Origin of the sequence: Metabacillus niabensis, assembly GCF_020524345.1 — a bacterium.
Lineage (GTDB): Bacteria > Bacillota > Bacilli > Bacillales > Bacillaceae > Metabacillus > Metabacillus niabensis_B.
On the sequence record NZ_JAIVLH010000012.1, the window covers coordinates 67,773 to 88,447 of the forward strand.

General features: G+C 37.2%; 19 protein-coding genes. 3 read left to right on the plus strand and 16 right to left on the minus strand.

Translation table 11 applies throughout. From position 1 onward, the window contains the following. Positions 1-49: 49 nt before the first annotated feature. The 10 genes from LC095_RS14280 to LC095_RS14325 form a co-directional block, all read right to left on the minus strand. Positions 50-976, minus strand: a complete 927-nt coding sequence (locus LC095_RS14280; RefSeq protein ID WP_226528783.1) for an EamA family transporter — start codon at positions 974-976, stop codon at positions 50-52. Between the two features lie 531 nt (positions 977-1,507). Continuing rightward, complete coding sequence (locus LC095_RS14285; protein WP_226528885.1) at positions 1,508-3,568, minus strand: CocE/NonD family hydrolase; 2,061 nt, start codon at positions 3,566-3,568, stop codon at positions 1,508-1,510. A gap of 28 nt (positions 3,569-3,596) precedes the next feature. Next, positions 3,597-4,289, minus strand: coding sequence for a TetR/AcrR family transcriptional regulator (locus LC095_RS14290; protein ID WP_226528784.1), 693 nt, complete (start codon positions 4,287-4,289; stop codon positions 3,597-3,599). A 17-nt stretch (positions 4,290-4,306) separates the two neighbouring features. Next, positions 4,307-5,845, minus strand: a complete 1,539-nt coding sequence (locus LC095_RS14295) for a BCCT family transporter (protein WP_226528785.1) — start codon at positions 5,843-5,845, stop codon at positions 4,307-4,309. Between the two features lie 347 nt (positions 5,846-6,192). Then, positions 6,193-7,422 carry an amidohydrolase family protein gene (locus LC095_RS14300; protein WP_226528786.1) on the minus strand — a complete coding sequence of 410 codons (1,230 nt, stop codon included), beginning with the start codon at positions 7,420-7,422 and terminating at the stop codon, positions 6,193-6,195. Positions 7,423-7,433: 11 nt separating this feature from the next. Next, positions 7,434-8,135 (minus strand): FadR/GntR family transcriptional regulator, encoded by a 702-nt coding sequence (locus tag LC095_RS14305; RefSeq protein WP_226528787.1) that lies wholly within the window; start codon positions 8,133-8,135, stop codon positions 7,434-7,436. A 25-nt stretch (positions 8,136-8,160) separates the two neighbouring features. Then, positions 8,161-9,336 carry an amidohydrolase family protein gene (locus tag LC095_RS14310; RefSeq protein ID WP_226528788.1) on the minus strand — a complete coding sequence of 392 codons (1,176 nt, stop codon included), beginning with the start codon at positions 9,334-9,336 and terminating at the stop codon, positions 8,161-8,163. Between the two features lie 60 nt (positions 9,337-9,396). Further along, complete coding sequence (locus tag LC095_RS14315) at positions 9,397-10,422, minus strand: ABC transporter substrate-binding protein (protein WP_226528789.1); 1,026 nt, start codon at positions 10,420-10,422, stop codon at positions 9,397-9,399. Positions 10,423-10,440: 18 nt separating this feature from the next. After that, positions 10,441-11,304 (minus strand): ABC transporter permease, encoded by an 864-nt coding sequence (locus LC095_RS14320; protein ID WP_226528790.1) that lies wholly within the window; start codon positions 11,302-11,304, stop codon positions 10,441-10,443. Continuing rightward, entirely contained in the window at positions 11,305-12,096 is a 792-nt protein-coding gene (locus LC095_RS14325) for an ABC transporter ATP-binding protein (protein WP_226528791.1), read from the minus strand. It abuts the gene before it with no gap. A 438-nt stretch (positions 12,097-12,534) separates the two neighbouring features. Here LC095_RS14325 and LC095_RS14330 point away from each other — a divergent pair, with 438 nt between their 5' ends. Further along, complete coding sequence (locus LC095_RS14330; protein ID WP_226528792.1) at positions 12,535-13,170, plus strand: pentapeptide repeat-containing protein; 636 nt, start codon at positions 12,535-12,537, stop codon at positions 13,168-13,170. Positions 13,171-13,228: 58 nt separating this feature from the next. On the opposite strand, the gene LC095_RS14335 is transcribed toward LC095_RS14330, so the two are convergent. The 3 genes from LC095_RS14335 to LC095_RS14345 form a co-directional block, all read right to left on the minus strand. Continuing rightward, on the minus strand, positions 13,229-15,334 hold the full coding sequence (locus LC095_RS14335; RefSeq protein WP_226528793.1) for a cellulase family glycosylhydrolase: 2,106 nt from the start codon (positions 15,332-15,334) through the stop codon (positions 13,229-13,231). 295 nt (positions 15,335-15,629) lie between these two features. Then, positions 15,630-16,070 (minus strand): NUDIX domain-containing protein, encoded by a 441-nt coding sequence (locus LC095_RS14340; RefSeq protein WP_226528794.1) that lies wholly within the window; start codon positions 16,068-16,070, stop codon positions 15,630-15,632. A 313-nt stretch (positions 16,071-16,383) separates the two neighbouring features. Then, positions 16,384-17,073 carry an MgtC/SapB family protein gene (locus LC095_RS14345; RefSeq protein ID WP_226528795.1) on the minus strand — a complete coding sequence of 230 codons (690 nt, stop codon included), beginning with the start codon at positions 17,071-17,073 and terminating at the stop codon, positions 16,384-16,386. A gap of 144 nt (positions 17,074-17,217) precedes the next feature. Here LC095_RS14345 and LC095_RS14350 point away from each other — a divergent pair, with 144 nt between their 5' ends. Further along, positions 17,218-17,733, plus strand: coding sequence for a CBO0543 family protein (locus tag LC095_RS14350; protein ID WP_226528796.1), 516 nt, complete (start codon positions 17,218-17,220; stop codon positions 17,731-17,733). 64 nt (positions 17,734-17,797) lie between these two features. Here the strand turns inward: LC095_RS14350 and LC095_RS14355 are convergent, their stop codons facing one another. The 3 genes from LC095_RS14355 to LC095_RS14365 form a co-directional block, all read right to left on the minus strand. Next, entirely contained in the window at positions 17,798-17,938 is a 141-nt protein-coding gene (locus LC095_RS14355; protein WP_226528797.1) for a hypothetical protein, read from the minus strand. Positions 17,939-18,168: 230 nt separating this feature from the next. Beyond that, positions 18,169-18,717, minus strand: a complete 549-nt coding sequence (locus LC095_RS14360) for a GNAT family N-acetyltransferase (protein ID WP_226528798.1) — start codon at positions 18,715-18,717, stop codon at positions 18,169-18,171. A 33-nt stretch (positions 18,718-18,750) separates the two neighbouring features. Continuing rightward, positions 18,751-19,632, minus strand: a complete 882-nt coding sequence (locus LC095_RS14365) for a helix-turn-helix domain-containing protein (protein WP_226528799.1) — start codon at positions 19,630-19,632, stop codon at positions 18,751-18,753. Positions 19,633-19,748: 116 nt separating this feature from the next. Between LC095_RS14365 and LC095_RS14370 the strand changes: the two genes are divergently transcribed. Then, complete coding sequence (locus LC095_RS14370; protein ID WP_226528800.1) at positions 19,749-20,666, plus strand: EamA family transporter; 918 nt, start codon at positions 19,749-19,751, stop codon at positions 20,664-20,666. Positions 20,667-20,675: the final 9 nt, after the last annotated feature.

The following is a 20,675-nucleotide window of genomic DNA, read 5'->3' on the forward strand; positions in this document are numbered from 1 at the left end:
TGCAAATTAAAATAGGGCCAAACCATTTGAGAGGTTTGTGCCCATTTTTTCAAGATGTAAAATTCTTTTTATTTCCTTTTAATAAAACAGTCTTTTCCCTAAAAGGATTCGATAAAAATGAACGATTCCCTAGAATGATCCCCAATAAAATGACAAGTACACCTACCCATTGTATCCATTGAACTTGTTCTGATAAGACAAACATTGAGAGTAGAACAACCACCGGTAATTCGGAAGCTGTTAAAATCGAGCCTGTTCCAGGACCTACTTTTGGCATCCCTACGGCAAATAATATTGGAGGAATAACAACTCCGAATAAGCCTAATAAAACTCCATATGGGGCTATATTTATCATCGTATCAGTATTCATCCATGAAAATGGATTGGCAATAAATAACACAATGATCATAGATCCGGTCGAAAGAATGGCACTTCGTTGAATAGCCGGTACTTCTTTTTCAACCAAACCACTTGTTAAGAGAAAGAGTGAATAAGATAGAGCTGCAAGGACACCCCACATTGCACCTGACAAATCAATTGTTTTTTCTCCGGAAGTCAAGATACCTGCGGCCATAATAGAACCGATTAACACGATCATAATGGATAAGATCTTTTGGACGGAAGGTTTCCTTTTTAGAATAATCCAATCAGCAATAGCACCGATCCATATAAATTGAAATAAAAAGATGATGGCTAGTGATGCATCTAATGTCTCTAAAGAATAATAATAAAAGATACCTGTTAACCCCATTGGAAAACCACTTATTGCCAACTTTATGATCTGTTTTTTAGTTATCTTCTGCTTCTTAACAAACAAAGCAAGAATCCAAATCATAATGGTCCCAATTATTGCCTGGCTTCCCGTTACTTCGAACATAGTAAACCCTGCTTCATATGCCAGTTTTACAAACGTGGAAAGAACTCCGAAGCTGCAACCTCCAAGAAATACGCACATGACATAAAACCATGCTTTCATCTTAGCTCCCCCTTATGTTGATTTATTTTTTACACAAATAAAAAGCCACACAATTATCTACTGATAATTGTGTGGCGAAAAAAGAAATATTCTTTAAAAATCCACAGCGTGAAAATTTTAGCTATTTGATTCAACAGTATTATAACAATGACAGAAATAAAAAAACAAGAGTTATCACAAAATAATTTTATCGTCCTTTTCAGGGTATGTGTGTTTACTGTTAATCAATTTTTGTACATTGCCTCGAACGAGTGTGTCCTTCAATTCCTCGATCCTAAAAGAAGGACAAATGTACTCGTTGAAAGCCGAAACGGATCATCAATCAGTTTTCTTACTAAAAATAATAGGATTAAATTAGCTCAAAATGTCGGATGATCTTATTCTCAGTAATAAGCAGCTTCTATAATTCTTCTGACAAAATTTAGCAACGGCTACATACTTTCCAGGCAAATACAAGCCTATGATTAGAGAACATATCTTTTAATTTTGTTAATACGATAAAATTTATTAGGAGGCTTAATTAATATATCATCATACATGGTCACGGCTAATTTCGGATTTCCATGTTTTATTGAAGATTTTTTTTCCCTCTTCATAAGCAGTTAGAGTATTAACGAGGTAGAAATTTGTATCGTCACACCACATCTCACTGTTTGTTTCAAGTCTAGTTTTCCAATTGTCTCTGCCCAGTGTTAATTCCCATTCACATTGAACGTGAGCTGATAATGGATCGTTCTCTTTGATGGTCCATGTATTTTTATTTTTACTTCCATATTGTATACCATTTGAAGGTAATCGTCTTTCCCCTTCATCTGAAAAATCTTGCAGTTTCCACACACCATCAATCATATTATGAATAACTTCTCGTGTGCGCTTTTCTTTTCTGATAATTTCCCTGTCCATAACTAGTGCCGTTTCAGGAGTATTAAATTGTCCGCAATCCTTGTCTTTAGCTTGTGGGGTGCGAACCGGCAGTTCCATGCATGTACTTTCACCCATATACAGGGTTAAATCTACCTGTTTTGGTGACGGCCACGCTGATGGCCAATATGTTGGCGAGACTGCTACTTCAACACGATGTCCGGCTGGAATTTCCTGTCCTAGTGAATCCAATTTTACTTTTATCTTATATTTCTTACCTGGCTCCAATTTTTCAGGATGTTCATGGGAATTACGATGTGTTAAATTAAGCATCCCCCAGCTAATTAAAGTAGATTCTCCAGTAGGTGCCTTATCCATTAACCGAACTGCTACTAAAGCATCCTCTTGATTGGCTGATAGTTCTGCATAAAACACAGGATGTCCCAGAATCTCAATTTTTTCTTCCAATGGAGATGATGTGAACACAACTGATTTCCCATTTTCCAGTCTTTGGTCTGCCGGTAAATCCCCCGGTTGTCCAAACGGACAAAAAACGCCTGAATATAATCCATGTTCCTGTACACTCGGAATGATCACTTCATCCACTGACTCTTGTGGCGTTTCAGTCATGAGTTGCTGCTTATCTGAAAGCCACCACTTTTGCCCTTTTACATGTGGTGAAGGCCATGCGGGATCTGCTACCCATTTTCCTGGACGATGATCATAGCTTATAGCCGGAAGTTCGCTTTTCTGAATATATGAAATCAACTTAGGCTCATCCATGATGCCAGTGTCAATTCCCTTCAACCAATAATCATACCAGCGCAAGACCTCTTGTAAAAAACCAATCGCCGGTTCCGGGGTTGCCACTTCAGGATATTCGTGTGCCCAAGGTCCAATGAGCCCCTTACTCTCTTTCGGAAGGTGCTCTAAAAGACGGAAAACGGAATCTGTATAACCATCTTGCCAGCCGCTAACCGCAAACACCGGAATTTGAATATCGGTGTAATTCTCACATATCGAACCATGTTTCCAGTAATCGTTCCGACGCTGATTACGGACCCATTCTTCCACAAAAGGTGGTGTATTTTCTAAGCGATCGAGCCAGTTCTTTTTCCAACTAGCACCAACTACATCTGGATCCTGTGGTCTTGCATTGTAAGCAAACATAGTTGAAGCCCACCAAAGCATATCAGAAGCAAGAAGATTTCCACCACGATAATGAACATCATCTGCATAGCGGTCATCTGTTGAACAAAGGGTTATAATTGTCTTTAGTGCGGGATGGTTCCGGGCCGCAACCTGCAGACCATTAAAGCCCCCCCACGACTTACCAATCATACCGACAGAACCCGTGGACCAAGGCTGCTCAGCAATCCAACTCAATATATCAAGTGCGTCATCTTGTTCTTGTTTTAAATATTCGTCTAATAGGATTCCATCCGAATCTCCGGCTCCACGGATATCCACACGAATGCTTGCATATCCATGACCAGCAAAATAGGGATGACGTACAGAATCACGGATTGCTGTAAAATCATTTTTTCTATATGGCAAATATTCCAAAATTGCAGGAACAGGGTTTTCTTCTGCATCCACTGGTAGCCACATGCATGCAGATAGCTTTGCTCCGTCTGACATGGGAATCCATATATTTTCAATTTTTTTCACATCTCTTTGAAATTCTGTTTTAATTCTGCGTTTACCTGAATCTCTTATATTAAAAACCAAACCTTCCATCCTTTCTCATCACCATTTTTTATCTATCAAACATAATTTCAGCTCGTCTGTCACTCTCCACAACATTCAACACGCATTCTGTCACTAATCGAAGCGTCCGTTTAACTGCCTCATCCTTTGTATAACCACGTCGTTTGTTCATATAGGTATTCATCATACCTTTCCAAACCATAAGCGTGATGTCTGCAATCATTTGGACATTTTCCTCTTTTAGAAAACCTTCTTCAACTGCACCTTGTATATAAAGTACACTACGTTTAGAAAAGTCATATTCCATCAGAATTGATTGAAGATCTTCAGGGAGTCCCGTTAATTCATGTTGATGTATCGCATAATAATCATCAAACATTGATTGTAGAGATGAACCAAGATTATCCATGAAGATAACTGAATAAATTTCCGGCTGTTCGAAGGAATGTTTACAAAAACACTCCCAAGAGTACAGCCATTTTTCCACTGTATTTTCCCCTTGATCCATGTAATGTGGCAGTTCTTTTACATAATCAGACGTAAACCGCATGGCTGCGAAAAACTTCAAATGAGAAAGATCCTTAAAGTAATTGTACGCAGTCGATGCTGTATACCCTGCACGGTCGGCAATTTTTCGTATCGTCATATGTTCAATTCCTTCTTCTTCAATTACTTCCGCGGCTGCATCAAGAAAGTATTTCCACATCCGTGTACGTTGAAGTTCTTTTCTCTCTTTACTCATTTATTTACGTCCTCCAATTATTTATTTGGTTGCTGTTTTTTCACATATACATGTTTGTGTTCATTATTTTTCAGCCATTTTACTAATGAAATGGACATTAAGATGTACATAACTAAAACAGGTACGCTGACCAGTACAGAAGATGTTTGCACCACATTAAGTCCACCTGTCATCGTTAAGCTTATGGCCAGCGCTGATAAAAGAACACCCCATAACAAACGATGCCAACGAGCGGGCTGTGCTTCTCCTCCAAGCTCTTTCGTCGCCACACTAGCGATTACATAACTAGCTGAGTCAAGAGATGTTGCTAAAAAGATGAATCCCAGAATAACAAAAAAGATTGAAACAATCATTGGCATTGGTAATGATTGAAGAACCGCGACGATAATTGAAGGATCACCTGATGTTGCCTGAATTTCAGTTAATAGTTCTTTTCCTGATAATTCAAGATCCATCGCATAACCTCCAAATACACCAAAATAGAGCCAGCTGCCAACAGAGCCCCAAAGAAGTACATGGAAAACAAGTTCGCGAATGGTACGTCCTTTTGATATACGAGCAATGAAAATCCCGGCAAATGGTGCTGTAGCTGCAAACCATGCCCAGTAAAAGACAGTCCAAGCTTGTGGGAATCCCCCTTGATTGATCGGATCTGTGTAAAGACTCATCTGCCAGAAATGGTCAAGCATCAATCCAAAGCTGTTTGTAAAATAAGATAAGATAAATAATGTCGGTCCAACGATAATAACAAAAACGGCAAGTCCGAAAGCCATGTAAACATTAAAGTCACTCAACCTTCTAATTCCTTTATACAAACCGAAATACGCACTGGCACTGAAAATAATTGTCCAAATGATAATAATGGCAATATTTAGACCTAATGATGGTTCTAATCCTAGTAGATTTCCCAAGACAGCAGAAATCATTGGAACTCCAAGTCCTAATGATGTTCCTAGTCCACCAATCATACTCCAAATGACAAGTACATCAACGGTCTTTCCAATAAAGCCATCTGCGTATTTTCCAAGCACACCTCGACAGGCAGAACTGATTTTCAAAGAAGGGTTTTTCAGAACGTAAAAGCTGTACGCCATGACTACAGCAGGTAAAGCATAAAGCGCCCATGCCGATATCCCCCAATGAAATAATCCGTAAGTTACCGCATATTCTGCAGCCTCGTTGGTTTTTCCTTCTATCCCAAACGGCGGACCAGTATAGTAATAAAGCGGCTCAACAATGGACCAGAACATAATACTGGTTCCCATACTTGTTGTGAACAACATGCCTCCCCAACTGAACTTAGAAAATTCCGGTTGATCATTTACTCCTCCCAGCTTAACCTGACTAAATCGTCCAAACATTAACCACACTAACAAGATAAACAACCCAATTGTTAAAAACTCAAACGCCCAATCTAATTTGAATGTAATCGAAGTTAGGATGTCGGATAAGACAGGACCTGCCGATTCCTTAAAAATAACAAGCAAGACCGTGACCAATGCAATTAAAATAATAGATGGCCAAAATATAGATTTTTCTACTTTAGAATAATTCATGTACCTTCACATTCCTCCCCAAATAGATTTTTCTCTAAATAAAACTTCATTCATCATGAACGCATTCATTTTATGAACATGTTCATCTTATCATACAAAAAATAATAGAACAAGGAATGTTCTACGCGGGTTTAATACTTGCACAATAGGAAAAACTCGGTGTTAATAGCCTAATGAAGACATTTATGCAAATTAAATAATTCTATTAAGTAACCCAAGGAAAGATCCCGATTGTGGAAGATTCATTAGTGTAGAAATACAACATTGAAAATGTCCCAAACCCTTAATTCAAAGGATTTAGGACGATGGATCTGTTTCAATAAAGGTCTTCAAAGAGGATCTCTTCTTCATGCTTTAACACACGAGTTTATCTTATCCACCACTTGTTTACCTTTTTTCCAAACGCCCAGCCTTTGAGGTCGTTCCAGTAAAACATTTCGTCGATTTTTTGTATGAAATAAAATGAAGTCTGCAGGATGATTAAGCTTTATTCCGTGTGCAGGAATGCCTAATGCCCTGGCAGCATTCACCGTTGTCATATCTAACAATATCTCAGCGTCCTTCAATGTTCCCATATGAGCAACATGCGCCAGCAATAATGCTGCGTCTAATGGATCTCCAGTTCCAAAAGGAGTAAACGGATTTTGAATATTATTCGTTCCAACGGTTACATTCACACCTGCTTCCAATAGGAGCCTTACAGGTGTCACACCTCTCCTTACTTTTTCCTTATCACCTCGACCATTGAGAAATAAATCTGTTGCAGGGAGTGCCATGACATGAATATCTGCTTTAGCAATGTCTGAAGCGATTTTTTTCGCATCGTCGTATGGCATAGATCCTAGTGAAGTTAAATGCCCCACCGACACTCTTCCTTCCATTTGATAGGCAAGAGTTCGAGAAATGATATCTTTAATTGCCAGCTGATTTGGATCATCTGAAAAATCGACATGAATATCAATTGGTTTATCATATTTATATGCTAATTCAAACACAAAGTCTAAATGCTCGATTGAATAGATGTCATTATACGGAATTCCGCCAATAACATCTACGCCCATTTTAAGCGACTCCTCCATCAGTTCGGCTGTACCTTTCATCTTAAAAATTCCCTCTTGCGGAAAAGTGACGAGTTGTAAATCTATTCGATCACGATATTGTTCTCTAAGCTGTAATAAGGTTTCCACTCCAATCAGACCTACGATAGGATCTACCTCTACGTGACATCTTAAAGAAGTGACACCATACGAAATACATTTTTCCAGCACCTTGATCGAACGTTGTTGAATATCCTCTTTGGTAAAATCTTTTTTTAAATTCCCTGTTAACCGAATCGCCTCATCGAGTGTTGATGCTTCCTGCTTCATATGATCAAGTAAATACGCTTTATCTAAATGAATATGCGGTTCAATAAGTCCAGGCAATAGGACATGACCATTCCCTTCAATAATTTGTTTTGCTTGTGGTCTTTGATTATTCGCTATAGATAAGTAAGTAATAAATCCATTTTCAACCCCAACATCCATTTCTTCGTTGCTATGTGGAATTAACACTTGACAGATTAATATATCTAACATGCTTAGCCCCCTTATACAAGATTGCTGGACTCTCCTAATTCGGAAAGCATGACACGATAATTTTGCTGTACATCTTCTAAATGCAACTGCATGAACTTGCCGCTTCTTTCCGAATCTTTTTCTTTTACTGCCTTTAGGATTTCTCTGTGAAAATATAACGCATGATCCTTATCATCGTTAACGGCCATTTCCATTCGCACTTTTTTAAAATTTTCAACAACTGATTTATAGACATTCACAATGACATCATTTTGTGTAGCAGTTGCTAATGTGCCATGAAACAATAAATCAGGAACAATAATGGACGTTTCATTTTCCACACAAACGGTTAGATCATCAATTGATTTTTCCAGGATCTCAATGCTTTGTAAGTCTCTTCTTTTCGCTGCTAAATAAGCAATTTTCACTTCAATTCCTTTTCGAAACTCCAGTAAATCCAAAGACTGTTTAATATCCAAGGAAGGTAACCATGTTGTAATGTTTTTCAATTGATCATGGTGAAGCGTAGTCTTTACATACACACCTTTTCCGGCCTGTTTTTCAATAATGCCTCTTTCTGCAAGAGTTTGGAGGGCTTCCCTAATAGAAGATCTTCCAACCTCCAATAGGTGTACCAACTCTCTTTCTGATGGAAGCTTATCGCCTTTATTGAGCTCTTTTTTCCTAATATAATCGATCAGAAATTTCTGAACGGTTTCACTAACTACACTCATACGAATTTCTCCTTGTAGATTAATTTTAGCTTATCGTTCCATCCAAGATTTTCTCATTCTCTATATTTGTTAGAAGCTGCCCATTTGAAAATACAGCTTCCCGTTTTGGATGAGCAGCAATTGCATGTTGCAGATTTTCAGCATTCACTAACATAAAGTCCGCTTTTTCACCTAGTTGTGGAGTTAAGGAACGATTTGTTATAAAAGAATACGCAGTTAGTAATTGCTCATCTGTTATCCATCCACTTTTTTCAGCTAATCTGGAGCCTCTTTGTAACAAGTCTCCGTTACCGAATGGAGACCAGGCATCCCTCACATTGTCATTGCCAATAAGGAATTTTACCCCTGCATTCAGTAGCGATTGTGCTCGAGGTGCAGGGCGATCGATTGGTACACTCGATATAATTGCTACATCTGCTTCGCTTAGCGCACTCAAGGTTTGGTTGATTTCATCATCCGCTAGCATTCCTAAACAATAGGCATGACTAACCGCAGTCCTTCCCTGCTTTTTCGCTTGCATGGTATAGTCAGCAAAAAGATCTATCGTATATAATCCTAAATGTCCCGGATCATGCAAATGCAAATCCACTCCTGCATCAAATTCAGCACTCAGCTCAAACATCGCCTCTAAGCTTGCCTCTACTTTACGGTCAAGACCAGCAGGATCAACTCCTCCCACAAGATCTGCTCCGTTTCTTAGCGCATCCTTCATAACACCTAGAGAATTTGATTTCAGTAATCCTTGCTGTGGAAAGGCTACGATTTCAATATCCATGATGCCTCTTAATTGCTCTCGTAACTGTACAACAGCTTCAAGATGCATTAAGCCGATGACTGGATCAACATCAACATGTGTTCTTATTTTGGTTGTCCCTTGCTTTACCATTAACTCGGTCATCAAGCTGACACGTTCTTCTAATGAACTCTGCATGGATGCCAGCATCTCTTTTTCAAATTTCAACTGTTTAGGCAACGTGGTAAAAGGTTGGAGCGGACGCCATGGTTCACCAAGAAAATGCTTATCTAAGTGAACATGCATGTCTGCCAAAGCAGGTACATATAAAAAGCCTTTTGCATCAAAATCGGTAGAGGTTGTAGAGTAGTCCGAGTTAGCATGTTCTATTTTTTCTATCACACCATCTTTTATAGACAAATTCCATAATTGACCATCAAATCGTACGTTCTTCACTACATTTACCATTAAAAGACCTCCTGTATTTGAAGTAAATGTGAGTGCCAACATTAGTTGACACTCATCCAATTAATATGGTAAGTACTCTGTTGTGAACACATCTGTTGCTTCCACTTCTTGACTTAACACACCCGCTTCTATTAACTGATCAATTAATGTCGACCATCTTTCTTCTGTCATGTACCCAAATCCATACTCTTCAGCGTCTCCGGTATACAAAAAGTCTTTTGCAGCATTCATTTCATATTCTAAAGATTCCATTGATTTATCAGGATTTTCTTCTTGAATCGTCTTTAATGTCTCATCAGGCGTTGCTTTAAAATGCTCCCACCCTTCAATAAATGCTGCTACAAAGTTTTTTACTGTTTCTTCATTTTCTTCTAGATAATCTTTCGTTACATACAAAACATATTGATAAGGATCATACCCAGAATCAGAGATCAATTTTTCCTCTGTCTCAATACCTTGCTGTTCCATAAAGAATGGTTCTCCCGTAACATAAACCTGGTTGATCGACTCTTTATTCTGCATAAAGTTTGTATGATCGCCGGTAAAGGCTAGTTCATTTACATCATCCAACTTATAGATACTCTTGAAATATTCCCAATAAGCGATACCAGGTTGAATAAAAGCTGTTCGACCATTCATTTCACTAAAATCATCTACTTCATGTCCTTTATGGAACATTAACGCTTGTGGACTGCTTTGATAAATGGCAGCAAGTGCCACTAGTTCTACACCCTGATTTCTCGCAATAACGAGTTGATCACCATGAACCAGTCCAAACTCTGCACTTCCAGAGGCAACCATCTGAATCGATGAAACTTGTGGGCCACCTGGCTCAATCGTGACATCTACCCCTTTTTCCTTAAAGAAACCTTGTTCAGCCGCTGCATAAATTCCTCCATGCCCAGCCTGAGCAAACCAGTTTAACACAAGCTTTACTGATTCTACTTCACCTGCAGAATCTCTTTTGTCCGTTTCGCCAGATTCGGTAGAACTGTTAGTCTCTTGGTTGCCACATGCAGCTACGGCGAAAATCAAAAATACACTTAATAAAATCATACCTAATTTCGTATATCGTTTTTTATCCATCGGATTACCCCTTTTCCGTTATTTTTCACTCTTCACTGCGGACTCGTGCCAAGATTTCAGCATAAAATTAGCTAGTAGACTAATAAGGAGATAGAAGCCTATTCCTAAGATGGCCGCTGTTATTCCACAAGCAAATAAATAAGCTGTTTTGACTTGCACTGCAGCAACCGTGATGGAATATCCCAATCCCCCTTTTCCCCCTCCAATCCCCGCTATGTATTCCCCTACAATGGCTCCAACGATTGACAGAGTACAGGAGATCTTCAAACCCGCCATCATATATGGTAATGCTGACGGAATTCTTAATTTCCACATGCGCTGCCACTTTGAAGCGTTATATAAAGTAAATAAATCATCCATATTTTTATCTACGGAATTTAATCCGATTAGAGTGTTCGAGATTACAGGAAAAAACCCAATTAAAAAGGAAATGACAATAATCGAATTAAATCCGGCACCAAACCAAATAACAACAATTGGGGCAACTGCAACGACCGGAATCGTCTGTAAAATAATAGCGTAAGGGTAAATACTTCGTTCTAAAATTTTTGAACTAGCCAGCAAAACCGAAACGAGGATTCCCACAACTGCACTTACAATAAAACCAATAATAGATTCCACTACGGTAATTTGCACCGCGGGCCAGAGTAAGTGCCAATCAAGAATTGCCGCTTGAACAACATCAGTAGGCTTAGGTAGAATGAAAGGTTTTAATCCTAATAGGATAGGAATTGACTGCCAAGCAGCAATAAATAAAATAAAGGCGATGATTGGACCTAAATAAAATTGCTTAAACTTATTCCAATAGACATTTTGCTTTCTAGCTACTTTTTTCGTTAACACTCTCTGACTTTTCGTTATCTCAACAGAAGGCGTAGACATTTAGATCAGCTCCCTTTTTTTATCACTACTTTCCAGCTTCTCTGATGCCAAATCTACATAGTTTGTAAAAAGAGGATTCGTTCTCATACTCAGCTCTCTCGGAAAAGGTAAATCAACCTCAAGTAGGGATGATAATCTTCCAGGACGGGCTGACATGACAGCGATTCGAGTAGATAGAAATACAGCTTCATAGACATTGTGGGTGACAAAAAGAATGGTCATGTTTTCCTTTTTCCAAATATCCAAAAGCTCCATCTGCAATGTTTGTCTCGTCATATCATCCAGTGCTGCAAATGGCTCATCCATTAGAAGAAGCTTTGGCTTCGCCACTAAGGCGCGGGCTATCGAAACTCGCATCTTCATACCGCCTGATAACTGACGGGGATACGACTTTACATACTCTTTTAAACCAACCAATTCAAGTACTCGCTCAGCTTCTAATCTTTGTTCGACTTTATTTCCACCCAGTAATTCAAGAGGAAGAAGAACATTATCAAGTACTGTCCGCCATGGCAGTAAATTCGCATCCTGGAAAACAAAGGCGACCTCATTATCTTTTTTTATCATTTCATTTGGAGATTCCCCAAAAACCTTTACAGAACCAGATGTTGCTTCACCTAACCCGGCTACCATCCTTAGCGCAGTTGATTTTCCACAGCCGGAAGGTCCTAAAAAACAAACAAACTCTCCTTCTCGTATTGATAAAGTAAAGTTACTTAAAGCCGTTAAGTCATTATTAAAAATTTTATCAACCTGTTGAAACTGAACAATTTCCTGCCCTAATTGAGTCATGTGTGACACTCCTTTTATAGGTATTTGCTGGTTGGCTAATGATCCTTTGCGATGTTAGAAATCTAGCCAGGCTGCTCTTTGAAATCTACCTTCTACCCACAACTGGTATGACCGGTCTTACCAGTTGTGATATTGCTTTTTAATTTCTTGTGTTAAAAATATCACTACTAAGACTTAGCCGTCTTTATTGATGTTATTTTCTATTACATGGTTTATAAAGCGTGAAAAAAACCAGTGCTTTTTTCGGAAAGATTTCTACTAAAACAAAAAAGGAAAGTCTCACTCATATAAGAGTTTGCCTTTCCTTGAAGATGGTCTTGTACATAACATTTAACAAAAATAAAGGCTTATTTTTTAACGAAAGATCACCTATAGTAACATAATAAGAAGATTAGATTTACTTACATTCAAAAATAGATAGCGAGGGAACTTAACTTTATGAAGATTGATTCGCCTACCATACAACATGATTTGCCCCTAAAAAATTTCAATGATATTTTCTATGAAGAAGATCCTGAATTAGAATTATGCCAAATACATGATGCTGTATTTGATAATGAAGTATTACCTAGAGTTCGCTTTTATAAAATGGTTTTGAAAAATTGCAAGTTCCAAAATACTGACTTTTCAGGTGCGGATTTTACAGATGTGGTTTTTGATAACTGTGATTTCTCGAATGCCAAATTAAATCGTTCTTCGATACATAGAGCAGAATTTTTAAACTGCAAATTACTCGGAACAGATATAACAGAGTCAAGTCTTGGAAATGTCTCTTTCAAAAATTCTTTACTTAATCTCTCTGCTTTTGGAAATTCAAAATTAGAAAAAGTAGAATTTCACGATACAGCTCTAGAAAATTCTGATTTTTATGAGTGTAAGTTTAAAAAAGTTAAATTTACTTCATGCAATATCAATCTTGCTAACTTTGAAAGAACTCCACTTAAAGGGATAGACATTAGTACGTCTACTTTCGAAACCTTAACTGTTTCTATATCAGACCTAAAGGGATGCAAAGTGTCCTCATTTCAAGCTATTCAATTTTCTGCCATGTTAGGGTTGGTGATTGTTGATTAATGGCTTGTGAAAATTCAAACATGCAAAAAGGTTACCAACAAATTGGTAACCATTTTTTCTATATTTGAACTTTTTGTTTTCTTACAAAGTAATCTATACAGCCTCCAACTACCAGTATGATGATTCCTGTTATGAATAAGTTATAATTTCCTGTTGCAGTTTCAGGTAGTTTTTCGCCGGCTTTGCCTTGGGTGTTTCCTAAATTAGTTTCATTGTTATTATTAACGGGTGTTACGTGATTTTCTCCTTCATTTGTTTCTTTGCTTCCATCATCAGCATCAGTTTTACCCTCATCTTTACCAGGGTTGTCCTCTTTAGGAGTCTCTGACTCATCATCATTATTTTCCGCTGGAGCTTCTGAATCATTATCGTCATTTTCCCCAGGAGTATCGTCATTCTCCTCTGGTTTTTCTGACTCATGATCATCTTCAGGTAATGTCGATTTTATTGATTTACCAACTACCTGCTCTCCATCTTTTGTTACTCTATATTTTACCGTTTCACCACTCCAGAAATGGAAGGTTAACTCCACCTCGCGTTGATCATTTATTTCTTTGAAGAAGCGCTCGTTTCCATAAGGAAATGTTAAAACGTTATCCTGATAATTAGGTGCAAACACATAACCGAATTGCTTGAACGCCGTCCAGTTTTGCGGACCAGCAGGGCTTCCGTCATCCACATATGTAGCTTCCATTGTTTTAAGAAGATTTCCATTATACTGTAAAGGTATCGTAAAATCACTGATTGTTCCTTGAGAGTCTGAAAGGACTGGTGAATCGTAGTGATACACAGTAAAGGTCCAATCCGCACCAGTATTAAATGTTGCCGTTAATACAGACATTCCCCCTAGTTCTGTTGACATCAATTGGGATAGCAAACTTGCTTTTAGTGTTAAATGATTACCTTCTAAAACATAGTCTTCTCCCTCAACTAGATTTTCTCCCCCTATCTTGAGAGCAACGAATTCATTTCCGTTTAAATTCAAAATCCTTGTGACATCAGTAATTTCTTCACCCTTCTTCAAAAATACAAAATCAGTGTCTGCTGTTGAAGAGCGTCCTTCCCAACTAGCTGCCATCATGTTATACAGCTGTGGATCATTCCATTCCAACGTTGACCTATTAAAATGTTGACCATTATCCCATAGCATATGAATAAGGCATTTTTCTTCTGCATAGTTAATCATATACTCGAAAAATTTCAGTTTTTCCCCCTGTTGAATTGTACCGGTGTTTTCGTCAAAGCCCAGTAGCCCGAATTCACCAATAACAACAGGTATATCATTCAAAACAAACTTATTATAAACACGATCAAAATTCTCAGAAATATGTTTCATTGATGTTTCTTCAAACGTCGTATATCCGTCTAAATTTACACTAAACGGCCAGAAGCTATAATAATGGACCGTCGAGATCAAATAAGGATCATTTGTTTGAGAGATCCAATCATACAGGTTATCAACATGTTTTTGTTCTTCAAAATTTGTATGCAATGTTGGAATAACAAGCGGACGAATGTCATTTAACCCTTCGGATCCTCGTACGATTTGATAAAACGAATCATTAAGTTCATTTAAAAATGCCTGGCTTTCAACATCACCACCAGAACCCCAAAATTGTGGTTCATTAAGACTTTCAAACATTAAATCCGTTGAATAGCCTTTATAATGTTCCGAAAGCTGTGTCCATATCGCATTAAATGTTGTTACTGTATTTTCATGATCTGATGACATACCATCTGCCACCCAACTCCAAGAATCATGGTGAATGTTAATCATCACTTTTAAATCAGCATCCAGCGCCCAGTTGACAACTTGATCAACTCTGCTTAAAAATTTTGGATTGATTGTATATTCTGGAGCTTGTCCTAATCTGGTATCAAATGTAATCGGGATCCGGATGCTGTTAAAGCCTTGATCCTTAATTTCTGTTATCAGCTCTTTTGTTACACGCGGATTACCCCAAGCTGTTTCATCAAGGACAACTTTGCCTGTATCAAATCCGTCAAACGTATTCCCTAAGTTCCATCCCGGCTGCATCTCATTAGCATATTGCATAATATCATATTCTGGTGTTGATTTATGTTCTTCGGCGAATCCTATCGTAGGCATCACGAATCCAACTAGTAAAATAAGCGATAACATCCATTTACTTGTTTTCCACAATGTACATTCTCCTCCACTCATGATATGTTTATAAGCTATCAGTATCTACCTTTTCACCAATTTCCGAAACATAATTTTGTAAACGTTTACAATCGACATGTTAACAAAAGAAGTTGAATGAAAGTAATGGGAAAATTAGTTATATTTTCATATAATAATTAGCTTTATTCAAAATTAATTATATTGGCAAACAAAGAAACCTCGAGAGGCGACATGCCAATCAAGGTTTTAACAAGAAAGAAATGTTGTTGATTTCATGGATATGTATCATTTTAATATGATGATCCAAAAATATTTACCGAATAAATGCTTTCTCTGAATCTTCAAGAGCATCCTCTAACCACATTGGATGCATGTTTAACAAGTCATGAGGCAGGTTTTGATAGTCAAAAAACTTGAATTCCAGCGATTCCTCCTCGTTACATTTAAGTTCTCCACCTATCACTTCAGCCAGAAAACAAGTCGTAATAAAATGGACAACTTGACCATTTGGATAAGAAAAGACCTGTGAATGCGGGTCAGAATAAACACCGATCAGCTTTTTAATTTTTATATTTAAATTGGTTTCTTCTTTTATTTCTCTAATCGCTGCTTCAGTAACAGTTTCCCCTATCTCTATATGACCTGAAGGAATTCCCCATAACTTCACATCTGCTCTTTTCTGTAATAAAACCTGCTTTTTCTCATTAAAAATAATGACCGCTACACCTGCTTTTATTTCATCAATCTTTTTCATACCATATAAACCTCCTTAAAATTAGAAAACGCAGCTTCGCAAGGCCCTGGTGGCGGAAGCCTTGGTTTTTCTTATCCTATCATCACTAAATCTTAACTTCTGTTCGTATAAAAAAGGCCCGAGCAGGAAAGATTACAGCGCATCACAAATACGCTGAACCTTTCCCCTCGGACCTTTTATGTCAATAGGTGCCTTTTACATGTGTAAAAGATGTTGCCCTCGGTCACAGACCTAAATACATAGCGGAACCCTAGCTACAATTTTCCAGTTCAAATTAACACGATTCTATTAGTGTACAAACTTTATTCTACCGTCAAAGTGACTCCATTTCAACATGAATGATATGCTTAATCTGCTTTAATGTATAGTACACTTCTGTAATATACAGTTTTTCATTCACAACAAGTACCAATTCAAGCTGTTGAAGCTCTCCTTGTTTGATGTCTTTAACTCTTACTTTCTTTGCCTTCATATCCTTTTGCTTCAGTTCCTTTAAGATATCGGTCATTTTCTCTTCATCATCAACCGTAATTTTTACCTTTAATTCCCGCTCTCTTAATGTTTTTGGGCCTATAAATTTAAAGATAAATGGGATGATTTCTACACTGACTAATATGAGAACTGTAGCTATGGTAGCTTCGAACCAAAATCCCGCACCACATGAGATCCCGATTCCTCCGGCTCCCCATACCATTGCGGCTGTTGTTAAACCTGATATCATATCATTGTTTCGTCTTAAAATCACCCCGGCACCTAAGAATCCGATACCTGAGACAATTTGGGCAGCTAAACGTAGAGGATCCATCGGTCGAATATAGGCCTCTGCGAATTTTTCCGATGACTCAATCGAAACGGTTGTGAGCAGACAGCTAACGATCCCGATAACTAAACATGTTTTTAATCCTAATGGCTTTTTCTTTAATTGGCGTTCTAACCCAATAATGATCGATAAAATGGCCGCCATTCCAATATTGAATATAAATGTATTTGGTTGAATGATCATTTGTTTTTCTCCTATGTCCTTTTTTATTTTCCTCAAATGGGCAACCTTCTACTTGTGTATGTGATTTATCACTTTTACTTAATAAGTGTAAGGTAATTTTAAAAAGGTAATACTAAAATACACAATAAGTTATAAGGAGAGTTTATGCAAACATCGTTTGTTGTGTTTTTTATGATTGTTAGTTTATTCTTTGGTAAATGGAGACGTCTGAGTGAATTTTATTCAACTCTATTGTTTTGGATTATAGGTGATCTGCTTTACGGAGCATTACTTTACCATTATAGAGTATGGGAATTTCAACCTGTTTGGATCGACCATGTTTTGCTTCCTACCCATTCAATCATTGCTATTGCCATTGCATTTTTGATTTATCCTTGTGTTATCGTTGTTTATTTAGGACGATTTCCTCAATCAACCTTCAAAAGAATAGGCTGGATACTACTTTGGGCTGTGATTTTTGAATGTATTGAATTAATCGCTTATATGAATGAAAGCATCATTCATCAGCATGGATGGACACTTCTTTGGTCTTTTATCTTTAATATCATAACCTATTCTATATTAGCCATCCATAACTGGAAACCTTGGGTTGCATGGATTTTAGCTATTTTCTTTATATTTTTATTATGGAATATCTTTGATCCTCCGCTTCCTCAATAAGGGAAAAACACGGGGACAGGGGGGAACAATAAGGAGAAGGAGTGAGGAGGTTGGTAATAGAAGATTACGTATCAATTAATTCACTAAGAACAATGATTTCTTCATAAATTTGCTCTTTGATCTTTAGATCACGACATTTATTATATTCATTAATTAGCAGTTTGATTTGTTTCATAAAGATGATCATTTCTTCATTTGAGATCATGTCCTATCATGCTCCTACCCTGTATACTATCTATTATTTTAGGTAAATATTCCTGGTTATTCAAGCCTAAAGGTAGGATTATTTAGAAAAACACGTCTTACCGCCAAGAATGGAGGAAGTCGATGTCTTTTCTTATCCTTTAATCCTTTAGTATAGGTAAACTTTCTTAAAGTACAAAAAAAGCGCATTCTTATTCGAATACACTTTGTACGTTATAAGCAGAACAACATTCACTTATCCTTCTTCCACTCCTCAGCTAATACGCCATATACAACATGGTCAACATAGTGATCATATAACCATTCCGCTTGTCTGATACATCCTTCATTAACAAAATTTAATCTTTCAGGAATGCTTCTGCTTTTCTTATTTTCTGCTGCAGCCCTAATTTCAACTTTATTAAGATTCAATTCGTTAAAAGCATAATCAGTTAATGCTTTTGCCACCTTTGTCATTATTCCTTTACCTTGAAACTCTTCCCCTAGCCAATATCCAATATACGCTGTTTTATTGGACCAATTAATCTGATTATAACCTGCGACTCCAACCATTTTCCCTTTAAATAAAATAGCCGTGTTTAGGCATCTATTTTCAGCGAAACCTGTTAAACTGTCTTTAATAAACGAAATTGTATCTTCGAGTTTTGTGGTTGTATCCAGCCAAGGAAGCCATTCTCTTAGGTAGATCCTTGAATGATTTGTTAACTCAAAGACACACTCTGCATCTCTTACTTCCACTAATTTCAAAGATAACTCATCATTAATTTTATATGTAAACATTTTATCCCCTCCAAAACTATCATTTTATCTTTATTAAACAATCATCTTTTTGTAGGCCAAAGGTGTCATATTCATCACCTTTCTGAATTTATCAATGAAATAGCTTGTGCTATTAAATCCAACTTGATAGGCCACTTCTGTGACAGTGAGATCAGATTGTTGCAGTAATAGTAAACTTTTTTGAATTCGATAATCCGTTACATATTCTAAAGGTGTTTTCTTTACCAAGCATTTGAAATATCGACAGCATTCAGAACGGCTTAATTGACCGGCACGTGCTATATCATCCAAAAAAATTTTATCAGCATAATGGTGATGAATCCAGTTTAGCATTACTTTCATTCGTTCATTTTTTCTCATTTCCGTTTGTTCATATTCTAATGTAACACCATTTATAATGAGATTCTTCCAAATTAACGTTAAATGGATGCTGATATCAATTTCATAGTATGGGTTTTTTTCTTTTACCAGTTGATTGATTTTTAAAATGGAGTTAATCATATTTTCCGCCCAACCTTCAGTTTTAACCAAGTGTAAATAAGGGATATTCGTTGCCTGGATAAATGGGGCTACAAGGGTTGGATAAAGTTCGTGCGATAAAACAAAACGTGGAGAAACATTTAAACAGATATAGACACAACCTGATTCTTTCATATCTTTTGCCATATGAACGCATCCACTGTTTATAAATAGCCCCTCGCTTTCTCGAATAACAACACGTTCATCATTTATTTGGAACATTGCTTCACCTTTTATCACGACAATAAACTGAAATTCTTCGTGCCAATGAAGAGGGATAAATCCATTTATATTATTCGATATTGTTGTTTCATAACATGCAATAGGTAACAAAACTGTGCGATGTTCAGTTAATTCTTTTAAACGATGATCAATTTTGAAATCTTTTATTTGCATATTAACACCTCAATATCCTTATATTTTTCCATTCAATTTATGTATTCTTACTGGATTTTCCCCTTTATTATATAAATATTATCACACAATTTTTATATATTAGGGAGAAAGATGATATGAATAGAAAAAAAGGGATTGTACTTGTTTTAACAGGTGCAGTATGTTGGGGAATTGGCGGCACAGTCTCTAAGAAGCTATTTGATTTTTATGCAATTGACGTTGATTGGCTTGTAACAACCCGATTACTTCTTGCTGGTTTTTTGCTATTAAGCATTCAGTTTTTTACAAAAGAACGGTCACAAGTACTGGGTGTTTGGAAAACCAAAAGGATCGCTGTTCAATTATTGATTTTCGGGATACTTGGAATGCTTTCGGTTCAATACACATACATGGTATCCATCCAACATGGAAATGCTGCAGTAGCAACATTATTGCAGTATTTGGCACCGGTCATGATCATCATCTACTCCATATTTCGTAAACATATGGTTCTAACACGAAATGATTTGGTAACCGTATTACTAGCCCTTGTAGGATGCTTTTTCTTATTAACAAACGGCTCAATCTCACAACTTTCTGTGCCAACACCAGCTATTGTATGGGGTGTTTTATCTGGAGTAGCTTTAGCCTTTTACACACTTTACGCTGTTCCATTGCTGAAGCAATATGATTCCCTTGTCATTGTTGGCTGGGCAATGATCATTGGCGGTCTTTCCTTAAGCTTTATCCATCCGCCCTGGCAAATAGATCTAAAACTATTAACGTTTGAAGCGTATTTCTATTTAGTCTTTGTTATTATCTTTGGTACGATGATTGCTTTCTGGTTTTATATAGAAAGCCTGCAAAGTTTAGTTCCTAAAGAATCAAGTCTGCTTGGAAGCATAGAGCCACTTGCCGCTGTTTGTACTACAGTTTTTTGGCTGAAAGAACCCTTTGGCCTATTCCAATGGGTCGGTACAGTTTTTATTTTAATCATGATCGTAGCGTTAGCTTTAAATACGTCTACTTCAAAAACAAGGTTAAAGGATAATTAGCAGAAGCAG